The following is a 13,707-nucleotide window of genomic DNA, read 5'->3' as shown; positions in this document are numbered from 1 at the left end:
TTTCTCTTGGCGACGCAAGAGAAAGTTACTGGGCCGCCGGGCGCACATCCCGGCCTCCGCCCTCAACAAAGGCAAGGCGCTCAAAAAACCGCATTCACCCAAAAATCACTCACTCTCGAAACTCAGCTCCTGCCGCAAGCCCAGCGGCACAGGCCCAGATCCCTCGTCATCCATCGGCGGCGGCGGTACGGCATTCGCCAACTGGCGCGGGGCCAGGCACATCTGCAGGTACAGGTGGTCGCGCAGCACCGCCCGGCCGGGCCCGTGCAGCACCGCCGGGGGCCTTTCGTCCCCGGGCTCGAAGACCACGTCGATCTCGACCTTGGCGCCCCGGGGCGGGTTCAGAAACTCCTGCGCAGCGGCGATGGCCTCGATCCAGACGAAGGCGCCGGCGATCTCGGCCGTGGCGAAGGCCGAGGAGGGCAGGTTCAGGCCGGAGTGGACCAGGGAGTAGTCGTGCCAGGCCATGTAAGGGTGCACGTGCGCAGCCGCGCAGATCTCGAGCGCGGCCTGCTCGGCCATAGCGGCCTTGTCTTCGCTGTCGGCATCCTCGGGGTAGGCAAGCACTAATCGCATGGGGTGCTCCGGGTCATCGAAACATCGTAGCGTTCCCTCCTGGGGGAGCGCAATCAAACAATTGCACAACAACACCGGGCCGTGGCTTCGCCTTGCCTTGCCTTGCTTTCCTACACCGGCTCCGGCGTGGGGTGCGGCCCCACGGGTTCGGGCGGCAAGGGGTTGCCGGGCCGGGGCTCGGGCACGGGGTCCACCGGCCCCATGGGGTGGGTGGCACTGGACAGCCACTGCCGCAGCAGCATCAGCACCTGCAGGAGCGGCAGCGCGGGAAAGGAGATCGGCATGGTGGTGGCTTTCGGGGAGGGGCTGGAAAGACAGGACTCAACGGGGCGGCAGGGCGTGGTGGCAGGCAAGTTGCCGCGATGTTCGCGCGAAAAGGGGCGCGTGCGCTGTCAGACAGGCCCGCATGTCGTTGCCGGACCGGAGAACAGCGGGGCCATGCGCAGTGCAGCACAGGCAGTCGTTTCTTTTTGTGTAATACGTTGCGAATTGCATTGCGTGGCCCCACAATGGCTCGCTTCACCAGGGAGCCCTTGATGCCGATGGAGTTCATGCTCGAGCTGTCGCAAGGCGAACTGCCCCGAACGGTGGATGACGCCCGGGGCATCGACTGCCTGCGCGTGCTGGCTGCGGCGAACCTGGTACAGGCAGTGCTGCCCGAGGTGGGGGGCACGCTGCAAAGCGCCCAAGTGCTGGCCATCACGGCCGAAGGGCGCGCGGCGCTGCGCAAGGCCTACCCGGAGCGGGATTTCCACTTTCTGCCGACATCGTTGTTTCCGCGCTGGCTGCCCACGCCGCAGGCGCCTGGCGGGCTGCCTCGGCAGCACGATGCCACCGACAGCGGGCTCGGACCGCTGTGAGCGGTGCCGGGGCGCTCCAGGCACGGTGACTGGCCCCGCACAGGGGCCATTTTTTTGTCGCCGAAGGCTGCAGCAGGCGCGACGGCCCGGCAACCAAGAAGGAAAAGAAGAACCCGGGCCTGCCCACGGCATGGTCGAAAAGGGGGCTGATGCCCTGGCCCCGCGTGGCACTTGGCTGCTGTGCGCTGGATGGAGGGTTCCGAGCGCGGCGCGCCTTGATTGGCACGGCGGGGTAGGGTGGTGCCTTGCATGGGTCGCCAGGCCTGTCGATGCGTGAGGCCTCCGGCGCCGCTGCTGCAATGCCACCAAGCATTCCCTGGTCGAGAGTGCGGTGGACAGGCCCGGGTTGCAAACCGCCGACGCCTGTCTGTCTACCCGGTGATCAGTCCTTGGTCTTGCCCGAGGGCGCCGTGCTGCCTGCGCCGGGTGTGCCCGCATTGTTGCTGCTGCCCGGTTGGTTCTTGCCACTGGCCGAGATGGTCTGGTCGGACTGGTTGGAGCCGCGCAGGCCTTCGTTGCGGCTGCGTGTGCTGCGCCAGGTGTTGAACTCGTCGGAGAACTTCTGGTAGCGCTCGGTGCGCCACGACTCGTAGTCCTCGTCGAGCAGGCGCAACTGCTCCTGGCGCCAGGCGGCGTAGTCGGGGTCGTGGCGTTGCTGGCTGCGGTACTGCTGCGGGTAGGCGTTGCTCTGGTAGCGGTCGTCGTTGCCATAGCCTGCAGGCCCATAGCCCTCCTGCCGGTGATCCCACCGCGATGGGGGGCCGCCATCGGGCCGGCCGTCGTAGCCGTAACCGTAGCTGCGGCCCTGGCGGCTGCCATATGCATGCGCGCCGCCGCCCTGCTGGTCACGGTCGTAGGCGCCATAGCCTTCGCGGGCCCAGCCTTCGGGGCGGTTCAGGCGGGCGCGGTCGTCGGGGCCGTAGTTGCCGGCGCCATGCTGTTGTTGCTGGCGGTGGCGTTGTTCCGACCCGTAGGGATCGTATCCGCCGATGTCGGGGGCGCGTGCGCCGTAGCCGTATCCGGTGTCGTGTTCGCTGCGGTAGCTGCCCTGGCCCTGCGCGTAGCGGTCACGGCCTTCCCAGCTGCGCGGGCCCTGATAGCCCGGGCCATCGCGGCGGCTGCCATGGGCTGGTTCGTTGTGGCCCGCGCGCAAGGCGTCTGCGGGGATGGAATGGCTGGTGCGCAGGTCTTCGTCGCGGTCCAGGTCGGGGTGGTCGTAGCCTGAGCGGTAGGGGCGTTGCGATGCATGCTGCAGCGCATCGGGGTGGTCGTTGTCGCGGTTCATGCCGTGGCGCGAAAAGCCACTGTCGTCACTGTCTCGGTATCCCATTGTCTTGCTCCTTGGGGAGTGCAGGGAGGGGCGGGCGGCGGGTGCCGCGGCGGTGCTCGGGAACTGCGGCCCGCACGCCGCTGCGCACCGGGAGGGCGTGATGGCGCCCCTCCTGTGCTGGACTGGTGCGGGCCGCAGAAACTGGGCTTTAGTGTTGGGTCTTTGGGGGCCGCTGGTTCGACGACTCACCCTGCTGGCGGCTGGCCTCGTTGCTCTGCTGGCCTGGCTGGCCCTGCTGGCGGCTGCCCGAACTTCCGGTGCTTTGCTCCTGCTGACGTTCGCCCGCAGGTTTGCGCTGCAGGCTATTGTTGTTGTCGTCCTGGTTCGGGTGGTTGCTGCTGCCTTGAGGGTTGTTCTTTGGCATACACGTTCTCCTGTTGAGGTGAAAACATTGCACACGACGACCGTGTGTGGGTCCATTCTTGGGCGCCACGGGGCGCTGCCCTGTAGGTCTTGTCCTATGCGCCGGTCGGAAAAACACCCACCCCGGTAAGCAGATGCACAGGCTGTATCCAGGGGGTGCGCCGGCCTGCGAAATGTAAGCAGGCGCAATGGTTTGCAGCATGCTGCGGGCCGCGAAACGGGCGCAAAAAGCTTGGGGTTCCGTCCTACATGCGTGGCCACCGGCGGCCCACTACGATGGCTGCGCCGTGAGGGGTGCTGTGGACCCCGGATCGGCGTCTCTCCCTCGTGACCATCGCGAGTTGGGCCCGCCGCCGAGCGGGCCCTTTTTTGGGCGGGGCGCCTGTTACCAATGGCTTACTCTTCGCGCAGGCATTGTTGGACACCCGGCCAGTCGGGTGTTGCTACCATGGGGCCATCTGGGCATCGCTCAGAGCAGAAGATCCAGGGACCCAAGCCCCGTATGCCAATGTCGTCAGCCGCCTTCAGATTCACGCGCGATGGGCGCGAATCGCACAGCACCATGATCAGCGCGACCACGGACGCGATGAGCGTCGTGCTCGTCTGGCAGGCCCTGGGCGCAGGGCGCAAGCACGAGGTGCTGGACGACAGCGGCGAGGAGTTCCTGGTGGTGCGCCTGAACTACCCGACCGAGCAGGCCGCCCAGGCCATGGACGACTTGGAGGAGCAGTGCGACACCCATGGGGTGCTGCGCGAGGAAGTCGCGGGGCACTAGCGGAACGTGCGGCCAGGACAACCGGGTGCGCCCGGGCTAGCCCGCCATGTGCGCGGCAGCGAACTCCGGCCGTGCGCGCCAGGTCAGCACCCCATGCGCCACGGCCGCCACGAAGGTGGCGCCGATCAGTGCGATGGAGACCGGCAGGTGGAACTGGTCGAACCCGGCCAGCGCAAACCCCGCGTGGATGGGCAGCACCGACGCGCACAGCGCCGCAATGGCCAGGGAGCAACGCCAGCCCGCACGCCGGCGCTGGATCACCGGAATGAACAGGGCCAGCACCAGCACGAACACCAGCACGTTGAACGCGTTGAACAGCTGTATGCCGCCGGGCAGGCCGAACATCTCCCACTCATGCCAGTAGGCCGCGTCGCCCTGGTGGGCAAAGACCAGGGCGATGTCGAGAACGGCGATGCGGTTGAGGGTGATCATCAGCAGGGGGTGGGGTGAGAAGCCGCAGGGCAGGCCTTGCACGGTGGCAAGGGTGGCCTGCATTCTCACGCATCGGCCGTGGTACCGCTCCTATTGCCGCCACGAAAAGGGCAGGGTCCGCAGTTCATGCTCGTTCCATGCCGACACGGTGCCCGTGATCTCGCGCCCGGCGGGGGTTTCCCTGGCCTGGATCAGGCTCAGGTGGTACTGGTAGCCATCGCCGTTGGCGGCGCGGGCTTCGCGGATGGCGCGCGCCGCCGCATCGGTGTGCTGCAGCGCGGTGCCCATGGCGGCCAGCAGCAGCGCGATGCCCACGCCCATGGCGATGGGCCAGCGTGTGCTGCGCACCTTGAGCCCGGCCGCGGCGATGGCGGCCCGCACGGGGGGCGCCCCCAGCTCGCGCGCGAGCCAGGCCATCAGCACCACGGTGAAGACCAGCAGCACGCCGCCGAGTGCGGCCAGCCCGGCATGGGCTTTGACCATGACCAGCGTGAGCCCCGGGGGCTGCAGCAGCGGCGAGACCAGCACCACGGCGGCCAGCAGCGCCAGCATCGACATCGCCATGCGCCGCACGATGGAAGCTGCGCGCAGGCTGCCGCGCAACAGGAAGATGCCACCGGCAACCGAGAAGATGTTGAAGCTCGACACATACGGCACGTCAAACGCCAGGCAGATGAGCCAGGCGGCGATGTCGATGCCACCCACGATGAGCAGGGCCAGGCCGGTGCGGCGCAGGTGGGGGCGGTAGGAGGCGTCTGTGGGCATGGGGCTGCCCGCAATATATCGCCTGTGCGCCACCTCCCAGCCAGGAAATGAGGGGCGCAGGCTATATTGCCATCGACCTTGACCAACCGCTTTTTGCTTGCAGGCAGCATGGAATACACACTGGCAGTCACCGATGTCGCCAACGAAGACATCCGAAAATCCATCCTCGTACCGCTCGTGGCCTACAACGACAGCCAGGCGGGGCCGAGCCAGGGGCGGCCCCTGGTCATCCAGGTGAATGACGGCGCGGGCGCCGTCATCGGTGGCCTGTGGGGCTACACGGCCTATGGCTGGCTGTTCACGCAGCTGCTCGTGGTGCCGGAGCCACTGCGCGGCCAGGGCTTGGGAAGCAGGCTCCTGCAGATGGCCGAGGAAGAGTCCCTGGCCCGCGGCTGCCATGGCGCCTGGCTGGATACCTTCGAGTTCCAGGCCCGGGCGTTCTATGAACGCCTGGGCTACGTGTGCTTTGGCGAGCTTCCCGATTTTCCGACAGGGTTCTCGCGCTTTTTCATGAAGAAGACGCTGGTCTGATTTTTTCGCTGCTGCTCAGGCCTTGCGTGCACGGCGGCGCTGGGGCGCACCCGCAGGCGCTGCCAGAGCTGCCGGGCCCGCCTTCTCGTGCGGCAGCATCGGTGGCGGCTGCCCGGTTCCGATCCACTCGTCGTAGAAGGCGATCTTGCCGTCGATGAGCTCCAGCGCCTGCAGCCACTCGGCGATGGTGGCCTGGGCGCGCACGCGGTGCGCCAGCAGCAGGTCCTTGCGCTGGCGCAGGCTGCTGCGCCCCTGGCGGACCAAATCCGTGTACTCGCGCATCTCGGCGATCGACATGCCGGTGCGGCGCAGCCGGTCCATGAGTTGCAGCCAGTCCAGGTGCCGAGCATGGTAGACGCGCCGGCCCGCGGCATCGCGCGCGACGTTGGGCATCAATCCCTGGGTTTCGTACCAGCGGATGGCGTGCACGCTTTGGCCGCTGCGTTGCGCCAGCTCGCCAATGCGCAACAGGGCGCCTTCGCCGTGCTTGCGGCCGCCCTGGATGTCGCCGCCGCTCATGTGCCCGGCCTCGCAGGCGGGGCCAGCACGGTCTGGGCTAGCGCGGTGTCCATGTACTCGGTGAGCTCCTTGAGCTGGCCGCCCTCGAGCCGGCACACGTAGCAGTACCGGTTGTGGTAGGGCTGGCCGGCCTTGGTGGTGACGCGGCCCTGGCATTCGATGACCACGTGGTCCCCCTCGGCGATGAAGCGCTGGGCCGTGTTGGTGTAGCGGTCGGCGAACTGCGCCATGAGCGGCCCGAGCAGTTCTTCGCGCACCGCCTGCTTGCCGCGGTAGCTGCCGCGCCAGGGGCCTTCGCTTTTGAAGGTCCAGCAGAAATCGTCGGCCATGGCATCGACCAGCGGGCGGCCGTTGCCCTGTGCCAGTTCGGAAAAGATGGCTTGCATGAGTGCCTTGTTTGCTTGCATGGTGCGGCTCCAGAACGATGGAAAAGTGGTTGGAGCCGTGATTGGGCGAGCTAGAGTGCACTCTATGTCAAGTGGAGGGGTTGCGCTGTACCGACTGCCGGCGTGCCCCGCGCCCGCAGTCGGGGCCATGGGGGTGGTCCGCCGAGTCCGGCCGGCGCAGGCGGCACATGCGGGCCTGCAGCGCGGCGAAGTCCTCGCGCGGGCCCAGCGCGTGCTGCACGAAATGGGCGATGGCCTGCCCCTCACGTTGCGCCATGGCTTCGGCCGTCTCGCCGTTTTGCCCGTAGTTCCAGACGGTCCACAGGGCGCCCAGGTCACCATCGATGCGCACCACCGCATGGTGGGACTGGTCCTCGCGCCCGCCGTAAACCATGGCGTTGCACAGCAGCACGGCCTGACCGGGTTCGGTGGGCAGGGCCCGGGGCGGCGGCGTGCCGTTGCGGCACTCGGCCTGGCGGCCTGGACCCGTGGTGCGCAGGCGGCTGAGGTCCAGCAGGCGCAGGCGGTTGTAAGGCAAGGCCTGCCGCGTGGAGGCCCAGGGGTTGTCGCAGACGGCGCGCGCCCACTCGCGGGTCAGCAGCGCACACAGCGGCGGTTGGCCCAGCTCGGAATGGTTCCAGCCATAGGTGTCCACCACCACGGACAGGCTGTCCAGCGTCAGGGGCTGGCCGGGGTTGGCCGAATCGCGCAGGAACTGCTGGCGCGCATCGGCTGCGCGCTGGCGGTCGCCCTTGCGGTCGAGTGAGAAGGACATCCCCTGGCGGGCGTGCTCCTCCAGCGCCACGAAAGGCAGCACCAGGGGGCGCTGCGCGATGGAGACATGGATGTCGCTGGCCAGCAGGCCCACGTCGACCCGTGTGCGCGCCTTGCTCGTCAGGGCCTCGTCATCCACCTGCCCGCAGGCGGTGAGTGTGGACACCAGGATGCACAACACCCCGGCCAGCGCGCAGCTTGCGGGGCGCCATGCGCGGATGGCGTGGCTGCGGGTGGCAGCACGGGAGGTTGCAAGGTTCAAGGGGTGTTGCTCTCATGCGGGGCCAGGCCGTGCAGTGCCCGGCTTGCTGGTCCTGAAGAGGCCGCGGTGGGGCCTTGCATGGAGTGTTGCGAACCTGTGTGAGGTGAGGATGAAGTCCCCGCGCCGACGCGCATGTCCGTGCCGGCGGCTTGTCGGCGGCCGCGCCCGGAATGGGCAGCACTGCCCAGCCCGCAGCCTGGCCTGCAGGCCGCCAGGGTGCTCGGCTACCATCGCTGGCAACGCACGATCCTGCTGCACTTTTCCTGGCCCACCAACCGACATGCTCGCCACCCTGTACTACGCGCTGATGCTCCTGCTCGGGTACGCCGCTTACCGCTACGGGCAGAAGCTGCTCGCCCAGGGCTTGCGTGACGAGAACGACGAGATCGCCAAGCCGCCCCTGGGGCCCGTGGGCTTTGTGGTGTGCGCAGCCATTGCCTGCGTTCTGGGCTTTGGCCTGCTGCGTGCCTTGGTACAGGGGCAGATCGAGTGCGTCGGCAAGGGCTGCCGCGGGCAGGTCTATACCCTGGCAGAGCAGGCGGGCCAGTACTGGGGCAACGTGTTCTTTTTGGCGTGGATGGTGCTGTTCCTGGCGTACGCGCTGTACGTGTCGTTCAGGATCTGGTTTCGGGATTGAGGGCCGGCAGGCCTGCGCTCAGCGGGCAACCGCATGGCGCCGGGGGTGGACGAGGGCCGCGAACACGCCGTACTGCACGGCGCCCAGCGCCATCCACGTGCCCCAGCGTGGCGCCCCCATGCCCTGCAGCAGGTAAGCGGCGCACAGCCCGATCGCGCCGCTCTGGATCACGTAGGCCAGCAACTGGCCCAGGTCAGGGCCGTCCTTCTTGCGGCCCCAGAAGTAGGCGAAGATGAAGGGCAGGGGCACCAGGATCAGCACCGCCAGGCCGGCGCTCTGGCAATCCCCGCGGCACCGGTCGCGGGCATGGGCGGCGGACCCCAGGAGGTTCCAGAGGACAAAGGCAAGGGTCAGGGCGTGGCGGCGCACGGTGGTGTTTCCAGAAGTGGGCAAGGAGGCAGGGTTGTGTCGGGATTGGCTTGCGACCAACGCCATTGTGGGCCGGGCCAGCTTCCCGCATTGCCGGGTGAAACACCGAGGAAGCAGGCCTTCTTTGCGCGATGGGCGCGGAACTTTTCGGAGGCCTTCCCGGCACCAGCCGGGTGGCTGGAAGGGGGCGCCCCGGCTGTTACACCAGCCGAGTCATCGGCCGTTTGCGCCACACGGCGTAGAAGTAGGTGGCCTGCAGCACCAGCGCGCACAGGTAGGTCAGGGGGTAGCTGGCCCATATGCCCTGCAGGCCCAGCCGCTGCTGCAGAGCATGGGCCAAGGGCACCAGCAAGAATGCCAGGCACGACAGCGAGATGGTGGTGGGCACCCGCACCGTGCCCGCCGAGCGCATGACGCCGGTGAACACGCTGGCCATGCCGAAGGCAAGGCTGCCCCACACCGTGATGCGCAGCACGCTGGCGGCCAGGCCCACCACGGCCGGGTCGCTGGTGAACAAGCGGGTGGCCAGCGGCGAGGCGATGGCCACGATGAGGGCCAGGCCGCCGGTCAGGGCGAGGTTCATGAACAGCCCCACGCGCGTCACGCGGCGCACCTCGTCGGGGTTGTTGGCGCCAATGGCCTGGGCTGCAAACACCGAGGCCGCGATGGCGATCGACATGGCCGGCAGCTGCACATAGGCCATCACCTGGTTTACCGTGCCCCAGGCCGCCGTGGCCTGCCAGCCGTAGCCGTTGACCAGGCGCAGCAGCATCACATCGGCCAGCGAGCTGGTGATGAAGAACAGGCCGGTGGGCACGCCCAGCCGCACCACGGTGCCGAGCAGGGGTACGTCCCAGCGCAGGTGTGGGCGCAGGTGCCTGAAGGCCAGCAGGTGGTCTTTGCGCTGCAGGTGCCACGCAAGCCAGCCCACGGCCACGCCATTGCCGATCAGGCTGGCCCAGCCCGCACTGGCGGTACCCAGCCGGGGCAACCCCAACCAACCCAGGATGAAGGCCGGCGTGAGCAGCATCCACAGGCCCGAGGCCAGCACCAGCACACGCAGCGGCGTGGCCGTGTCACCCAGCCCGCGGAGCAAGGCCGCGGCCAGCTGGTGCACGAACAGCACCGGCATCGCAAGGAACAGCACGCGCGCATAGGAAACCGCCTCGGGCAGTACATCCTCGGCTGTGCCCAGCAGGCGCAGCAGCTCGCCAATGACCGCGGCGCCCAGCACGGCAACCACAGAGCCCAAGGCCAGGCCGCCCACCAGCACGGCGCCTGCCACGCGGCGCACCTTGTCCGGGTCGCGCGCGCCCCAAGCCTGGCCGATCAGCACCGAGGACCCCGCGCCCAACCCGATCACGAAGGCGATGCAGCACATGAACAGCGGAAAGAAGCTGACCGCCGCCGCCAGGGCCCGCGCGCCCAGCAACTGCCCCAGGCAGATGGTGACCAACGTGCCGCCCAGGGCCTGGAGCAGGTTGGTGGCGACCAGCGGGCCGAGAAAGCGCAGGAAGCGGCGGGGCAGGGTGGAGGGCGTCGTCGGGGTGGCGCTGGTGTCTGCTGGCATGGGAGGGCCATGGTAGGCGGGGCCTCGGGTGTCCGGCAAGCAGTGGCACGGAAAAGCAACAAGGGCTACTGGGCATACCTCGATCCGTGGGTGATGCGGTGCCAGGCATCCACGGTGAATGGAGGGGTTAGGACTTGGCCCCGGTCGAATCCTCCGCAGCCTGCGCCGCCCGTTGCAGGCGCCGCAAGAACACCTGCATTTCCTTGTACGCCTGGTGGTCCCCATTGCGCTGGGCCACTTCCATGCCCTGGGTCCATGCCTGCTGCGCGGCATCGGGCTGGTCGTGCAGGGCGTGGGCTTTGCCCAGAAGCTTCCACGCGGCGGAGTAGTCGGGGGACTGTTCAACGCACCGCTGCAAATGTTCGGCCGCGGTGCCAGGCTCGTTCATCTTCAGGTAGTGTGACCCCAGCGCGAAGCGGAGCAAGGCGTTGTCGACCCCGCGTTGGAGCAGGGCTTCGAGGGGTTGTATGTCCATGGTGCAGGGGCCGGGGAGAGTTGCGTTGGCCCTGTTTTTAAAACATCAACTGCACTTGAGGTCAAGTGCCGCCAGGTATGCTGTCGGGGGACATCGCAGTGGGTTGCGAAGGGACCACCAAAGACAACCAACCATGAAGCCATTGATCGCTGTTCTGCTTTCCCTTGCCGCACTGCTGATAGTCGGTTGCGCGGATACCAGGGAGGGCAAGCGTTATCTCCACGACCTTGGCAGCCTGATCCAGCGGGCGGACCGCATCGAGGTGATCGAGCACTCTTCAGAGTTTGATTTCACCGATGCAAAGACTGGTGGGCTGCGGCCGGCCAAAGAGCGCATCTACAAGCGCATCGTTTTGACGCAGCCGCAAAGGACTGGTTTTCAGTCCGCAATCGGTTCGCTCGACCCCGAGACCCAGAGAGCATTTCCGGCCTGCATACCGGTATCGCACCACCGGATCGAGTTCTTTGCCAGCGGCAAGTTGATCGACTCCATGGAGGTATGCTTTGAGTGTGGCCAGGTCGAGTGGCGCGGGAGCAGCGCCACGCCACCATCCTCACTGTATGGCGGGCTACAGGCGTTTGTCGCGTCGGTGGGGATGCAGCCACAGCGGGATTGGAAGGGGCTGGCGAACGGCGCTGGACGATGAAAGAACCGCCAGAAAAAAAAGGGGCGCAGACACCTGTCCACGCCCCTTCTCTTTTGCGTCACCGGGCATGCATTCAGCCCGGCACGTTCGACTCAGCCCACCAGCTCTGCCGCCTGGGCCGCAGGCACCACCCCATAGTGGTCCAGCTGCATCGAGTACTGCGCACGGCCTGAAGACAGCGCACGCAAACTACCGATGTAGCCGAACATCTCCTTGAGCGGTACCTCGGCCTCGACCGTGGCGGCGTTGCCGCGTTGGCCTTGGCCGCGCACCAGCCCGCGGCGGCGGTTCAAATCACCGATGGCGTCGCCCAGGTAGTCCGCCGGGGTGATGACCTCGACGGCCATCACGGGCTCCAGCACCTGGGGCGCTGCCTTCGCAAAGCCTTCGCGGAAGGCGGCCATGGCCGCCAGCTCGAAGGCCAGCGTGGACGAGTCGCGCTCATGGAAGCTGCCATCCACCAGCGTGGCGGCAAAGTCCACGGCGGGGAAGCCGGCGACCACGCCTGCCAGGGCGGCGCGGCGGATGCCGGCCTCCACGGCGGGGATGAACTCGCGCGGCACGGCGCCGCCGACGATGCGGTTGTCAAAGCGGATGCCTTCACCCCTGGGCAGGGGTTCGAGCAGCAGCCTCACCTCGGCGAACTGGCCGGGGCCGCCCGATTGCTTCTTGTGCACATGGTGTACCTCCACACTTTGCGAAATGGTTTCGCGGTAGGCCACCTGGGGGCGGCCGACCGACACGTTGACGCCGTGGCGTGCGCGCAGCTTCTCGATCGATACCTCCAGCTGCAGCTCGCCCATGCCGGACAGAATGGTCTGGCCGGATTCGGCATCGTGCTGCAGCCTGAGGCTCGGGTCCTCGCGCAGCAGGGACTGCAGGGCCTTGGACAGGCCTTGCTGGTCCGCGCTCGCCTTGGGCTCGATGGCCACGTGAATCACCGGCTCGGGCACGCTGATCTGCTCCAGCACTACGGGGTGGGCCGGGTCGCTCAGGGTGTGCCCCGTCAGCGTGTCCTTGAGGCCCACGACGGCGGCGATGTCGCCCGCCACCAGCTCGTCGCGCTCGATGTGCTTGTCGGCATGCACTTCGTACAGGCGCGACACGCGCTCGGTCTTGCCCGTGCTGGTGTTGAGCACCAGGTCGCCCCGGCCCAGACGGCCGCTGTAGACGCGCACAAACACCTTGGCGCCATGGTCGTCGGTGACGACCTTGAACGCCAGGGCCGCGAACGGGTCGGCGGCCGAAGCGGGTTGTCCCTCACTGCCTTCGCGCACGATGTCGTCCGGCGAGGGCAGGTAGTCCACCACAGCGTCGAGCAAGGGCTCCACACCGCGGTTCTTGAAGGCCGAGCCGGCCAGCGCGGGCACGAAGGCACCTGCCAGCACACCCTTGCGGAGGGCGGCACGCAGCACGTCCACAGCGATCTCTTCGCCGTTCACGTAGGTCTGCAGCGCGGCTTCGTCCTGCTCCACGGCGGCCTCGACCAGGCGGGCGCGCTGGCGCACTGCCTGCTCGGCCAGGTCGGCGGGGATGTCGGCCTCGCGGTAGGGCGCACTCGCATCGTCCTTGTCCCAGATGCGGGCGCGCAGGCTCAGCAAGTCCACCACGCCGCGGAAGTCGCCTTCCGCACCGATGGGGATCTGCAGCGGCACCACGCGCACGCCCAGGCGTTCTTCCATCATGGCCACCACGCGGTGGAAGTCGGCTCCCACGCGGTCGAGCTTGTTGATGAAGGCGATGCGCGGCACGCGGTACTTGTCGGCCAGGCGCCAGTTGGTCTCGGTCTGCGGCTCCACGCCGGCCACACCGTCGAACACGACGACTGCGCCATCGAGCACGCGCAGCGAGCGGTTCACCTCGATGTTGAAGTCGATGTGGCCGGGCGTGTCGATCAGGTTGAGCTGCGTGCCCTTCCAGTGCACGGTGACGGCCGCACTGTTGATGGTGATGCCGCGCTTTTGCTCCTGCGGGTCGAAGTCCATGTGCGCCGTGCCGTCGTGCACTTCGCCAATGCGGTGGCTTTCACCCGTGTAGAACAGGATGCGTTCGGTGGTCGTGGTCTTGCCCGCATCGACGTGGGCGATGACGCCGAGGTTGCGCAGATGGGCGTTGCTGGTATGGCGTGAATTCTTGGTCATGGCGAATCTTTCAATCATCTTTCTTGCGGCTGCACTCGGCTCTGCGAGCAGCTGCCGCCTGGTTGTTGGCTTTGCGCCAGCCCAGGCGAAATGAAGGATTCGCCTGGTCGCTAGCGTCTGGGATGTGTGCTGTCGCCGGAGCCCGGGCGCACGGGGCTCATGCTCCGGCGGTCGGGAATCGTGGCGATCAACTTGTCGTAGGTACGCATGGGTTGAAGTGGGTGGTCTGAAAGCAAAAAACCCCGGAGGAGGAGCCTGCCGGGGTTTGGAGGTCCGGAAGGCGCACGGCCCTCCGA

18 protein-coding genes are annotated in these 13,707 nt (G+C 67.6%); 5 read left to right on the top strand and 13 right to left on the bottom strand.

Translation table 11 applies throughout. The features are described 5' to 3' along the window. Positions 1–105: 105 nt before the first annotated feature. The gene (locus PMI14_RS26575; protein WP_007859292.1) at positions 106–576 is read right to left on the bottom strand and encodes a hypothetical protein; all 471 of its coding nucleotides are present in this window, start codon (positions 574–576) and stop codon (positions 106–108) included. Between the two features lie 110 nt (positions 577–686). After that, a complete protein-coding gene (locus PMI14_RS35095; RefSeq protein WP_007859291.1) occupies positions 687–860 on the bottom strand; it encodes a hypothetical protein in 174 nt (57 codons plus the stop codon). A 252-nt stretch (positions 861–1,112) separates the two neighbouring features. Between PMI14_RS35095 and PMI14_RS35365 the strand changes: the two genes are divergently transcribed. After that, positions 1,113–1,436: a hypothetical protein gene (locus PMI14_RS35365; RefSeq protein WP_007859290.1), complete on the top strand. Its 324-nt coding sequence runs from the start codon at positions 1,113–1,115 to the stop codon at positions 1,434–1,436. Between the two features lie 382 nt (positions 1,437–1,818). Here PMI14_RS35365 and PMI14_RS33760 read toward each other — a convergent pair whose 3' ends face one another. Continuing rightward, on the bottom strand, positions 1,819–2,766 hold the full coding sequence (locus PMI14_RS33760; RefSeq protein WP_007859282.1) for a hypothetical protein: 948 nt from the start codon (positions 2,764–2,766) through the stop codon (positions 1,819–1,821). Between the two features lie 148 nt (positions 2,767–2,914). Next, the gene (locus tag PMI14_RS26555; RefSeq protein WP_007859280.1) at positions 2,915–3,130 is read right to left on the bottom strand and encodes a hypothetical protein; all 216 of its coding nucleotides are present in this window, start codon (positions 3,128–3,130) and stop codon (positions 2,915–2,917) included. 561 nt (positions 3,131–3,691) lie between these two features. On the opposite strand from PMI14_RS26555, the gene PMI14_RS26550 reads away from it, so the two are divergent. Beyond that, positions 3,692–3,904 carry a hypothetical protein gene (locus PMI14_RS26550; protein ID WP_145698164.1) on the top strand — a complete coding sequence of 71 codons (213 nt, stop codon included), beginning with the start codon at positions 3,692–3,694 and terminating at the stop codon, positions 3,902–3,904. Between the two features lie 36 nt (positions 3,905–3,940). Here PMI14_RS26550 and PMI14_RS26545 read toward each other — a convergent pair whose 3' ends face one another. Then, the gene (locus PMI14_RS26545) at positions 3,941–4,399 is read right to left on the bottom strand and encodes a DUF6713 family protein (protein WP_007859276.1); all 459 of its coding nucleotides are present in this window, start codon (positions 4,397–4,399) and stop codon (positions 3,941–3,943) included. 27 nt (positions 4,400–4,426) lie between these two features. Next, complete coding sequence (locus PMI14_RS26540) at positions 4,427–5,101, bottom strand: hypothetical protein (protein ID WP_007859274.1); 675 nt, start codon at positions 5,099–5,101, stop codon at positions 4,427–4,429. 108 nt (positions 5,102–5,209) lie between these two features. On the opposite strand from PMI14_RS26540, the gene PMI14_RS26535 reads away from it, so the two are divergent. After that, positions 5,210–5,632 carry an N-acetyltransferase gene (locus PMI14_RS26535; protein ID WP_007859273.1) on the top strand — a complete coding sequence of 141 codons (423 nt, stop codon included), beginning with the start codon at positions 5,210–5,212 and terminating at the stop codon, positions 5,630–5,632. Positions 5,633–5,647: 15 nt separating this feature from the next. Here the strand turns inward: PMI14_RS26535 and PMI14_RS26530 are convergent, their stop codons facing one another. The 3 genes from PMI14_RS26530 to PMI14_RS26520 all read right to left on the bottom strand — a co-directional run bounded on the left by PMI14_RS26530 (position 5,648) and on the right by PMI14_RS26520 (position 7,573). After that, positions 5,648–6,151 carry a MerR family transcriptional regulator gene (locus PMI14_RS26530; RefSeq protein ID WP_007859271.1) on the bottom strand — a complete coding sequence of 168 codons (504 nt, stop codon included), beginning with the start codon at positions 6,149–6,151 and terminating at the stop codon, positions 5,648–5,650. Continuing rightward, positions 6,148–6,558 carry a nuclear transport factor 2 family protein gene (locus PMI14_RS26525; protein ID WP_007859270.1) on the bottom strand — a complete coding sequence of 137 codons (411 nt, stop codon included), beginning with the start codon at positions 6,556–6,558 and terminating at the stop codon, positions 6,148–6,150. Before PMI14_RS26525 ends, PMI14_RS26530 begins: the two co-directional genes overlap by 4 nt. Positions 6,559–6,625: 67 nt before the next feature. Then, positions 6,626–7,573 (bottom strand): hypothetical protein, encoded by a 948-nt coding sequence (locus PMI14_RS26520; RefSeq protein ID WP_007859268.1) that lies wholly within the window; start codon positions 7,571–7,573, stop codon positions 6,626–6,628. A gap of 280 nt (positions 7,574–7,853) precedes the next feature. On the opposite strand from PMI14_RS26520, the gene PMI14_RS26515 reads away from it, so the two are divergent. Further along, a complete protein-coding gene (locus tag PMI14_RS26515; RefSeq protein ID WP_007859266.1) occupies positions 7,854–8,210 on the top strand; it encodes a hypothetical protein in 357 nt (118 codons plus the stop codon). A gap of 18 nt (positions 8,211–8,228) precedes the next feature. On the opposite strand, the gene PMI14_RS26510 is transcribed toward PMI14_RS26515, so the two are convergent. From PMI14_RS26510 to PMI14_RS26500, 3 genes are all read right to left on the bottom strand, one after another. Further along, complete coding sequence (locus PMI14_RS26510; protein WP_146187982.1) at positions 8,229–8,603, bottom strand: hypothetical protein; 375 nt, start codon at positions 8,601–8,603, stop codon at positions 8,229–8,231. A 175-nt stretch (positions 8,604–8,778) separates the two neighbouring features. Further along, positions 8,779–10,149 carry an MATE family efflux transporter gene (locus tag PMI14_RS26505; RefSeq protein WP_007859262.1) on the bottom strand — a complete coding sequence of 457 codons (1,371 nt, stop codon included), beginning with the start codon at positions 10,147–10,149 and terminating at the stop codon, positions 8,779–8,781. A gap of 127 nt (positions 10,150–10,276) precedes the next feature. After that, positions 10,277–10,624, bottom strand: coding sequence for a tetratricopeptide repeat protein (locus PMI14_RS26500; RefSeq protein WP_007859260.1), 348 nt, complete (start codon positions 10,622–10,624; stop codon positions 10,277–10,279). 133 nt (positions 10,625–10,757) lie between these two features. Between PMI14_RS26500 and PMI14_RS26495 the strand changes: the two genes are divergently transcribed. Beyond that, positions 10,758–11,270, top strand: a complete 513-nt coding sequence (locus tag PMI14_RS26495; protein ID WP_007859258.1) for a hypothetical protein — start codon at positions 10,758–10,760, stop codon at positions 11,268–11,270. A 92-nt stretch (positions 11,271–11,362) separates the two neighbouring features. Here the strand turns inward: PMI14_RS26495 and fusA are convergent, their stop codons facing one another. Further along, the gene (fusA, locus tag PMI14_RS26490; RefSeq protein ID WP_007859256.1) at positions 11,363–13,411 is read right to left on the bottom strand and encodes an elongation factor G; all 2,049 of its coding nucleotides are present in this window, start codon (positions 13,409–13,411) and stop codon (positions 11,363–11,365) included. Positions 13,412–13,707: the final 296 nt, after the last annotated feature.

Origin of the sequence: Acidovorax sp. CF316 (genome assembly GCF_000276605.1) — a bacterium.
In the GTDB taxonomy this organism is placed as follows: Bacteria; Pseudomonadota; Gammaproteobacteria; order Burkholderiales; family Burkholderiaceae_C; genus Acidovorax.
Note: the sequence above shows the minus strand (reverse complement) of the source record. Positions and strands in the feature narration are given on the sequence as shown.

Excerpts from the sequence above, each read along its gene's own strand:
- PMI14_RS26575 (WP_007859292.1), bottom strand. The coding sequence starts at position 576 with ATGCGATTAGTGCTTGCCTACCCCGAGGATGCCGACAGCGAAGACAAG.
- PMI14_RS35095 (WP_007859291.1), bottom strand. The coding sequence starts at position 860 with ATGCCGATCTCCTTTCCCGCGCTGCCGCTCCTGCAGGTGCTGATGCTG.
- PMI14_RS35365 (WP_007859290.1), top strand. The coding sequence starts at position 1,113 with ATGCCGATGGAGTTCATGCTCGAGCTGTCGCAAGGCGAACTGCCCCGA.
- PMI14_RS33760 (WP_007859282.1), bottom strand. The coding sequence starts at position 2,766 with ATGGGATACCGAGACAGTGACGACAGTGGCTTTTCGCGCCACGGCATG.
- PMI14_RS26555 (WP_007859280.1), bottom strand. The coding sequence starts at position 3,130 with ATGCCAAAGAACAACCCTCAAGGCAGCAGCAACCACCCGAACCAGGAC.
- PMI14_RS26550 (WP_145698164.1), top strand. The coding sequence starts at position 3,692 with ATGATCAGCGCGACCACGGACGCGATGAGCGTCGTGCTCGTCTGGCAG.
- PMI14_RS26545 (WP_007859276.1), bottom strand. The coding sequence starts at position 4,399 with ATGCAGGCCACCCTTGCCACCGTGCAAGGCCTGCCCTGCGGCTTCTCA.
- PMI14_RS26540 (WP_007859274.1), bottom strand. The coding sequence starts at position 5,101 with ATGCCCACAGACGCCTCCTACCGCCCCCACCTGCGCCGCACCGGCCTG.
- PMI14_RS26535 (WP_007859273.1), top strand. The coding sequence starts at position 5,210 with ATGGAATACACACTGGCAGTCACCGATGTCGCCAACGAAGACATCCGA.
- PMI14_RS26530 (WP_007859271.1), bottom strand. The coding sequence starts at position 6,151 with ATGAGCGGCGGCGACATCCAGGGCGGCCGCAAGCACGGCGAAGGCGCC.
- PMI14_RS26525 (WP_007859270.1), bottom strand. The coding sequence starts at position 6,558 with ATGCAAGCAAACAAGGCACTCATGCAAGCCATCTTTTCCGAACTGGCA.
- PMI14_RS26515 (WP_007859266.1), top strand. The coding sequence starts at position 7,854 with ATGCTCGCCACCCTGTACTACGCGCTGATGCTCCTGCTCGGGTACGCC.
- PMI14_RS26505 (WP_007859262.1), bottom strand. The coding sequence starts at position 10,149 with ATGCCAGCAGACACCAGCGCCACCCCGACGACGCCCTCCACCCTGCCC.
- PMI14_RS26500 (WP_007859260.1), bottom strand. The coding sequence starts at position 10,624 with ATGGACATACAACCCCTCGAAGCCCTGCTCCAACGCGGGGTCGACAAC.
- PMI14_RS26495 (WP_007859258.1), top strand. The coding sequence starts at position 10,758 with ATGAAGCCATTGATCGCTGTTCTGCTTTCCCTTGCCGCACTGCTGATA.
- fusA (WP_007859256.1), bottom strand. The coding sequence starts at position 13,411 with ATGACCAAGAATTCACGCCATACCAGCAACGCCCATCTGCGCAACCTC.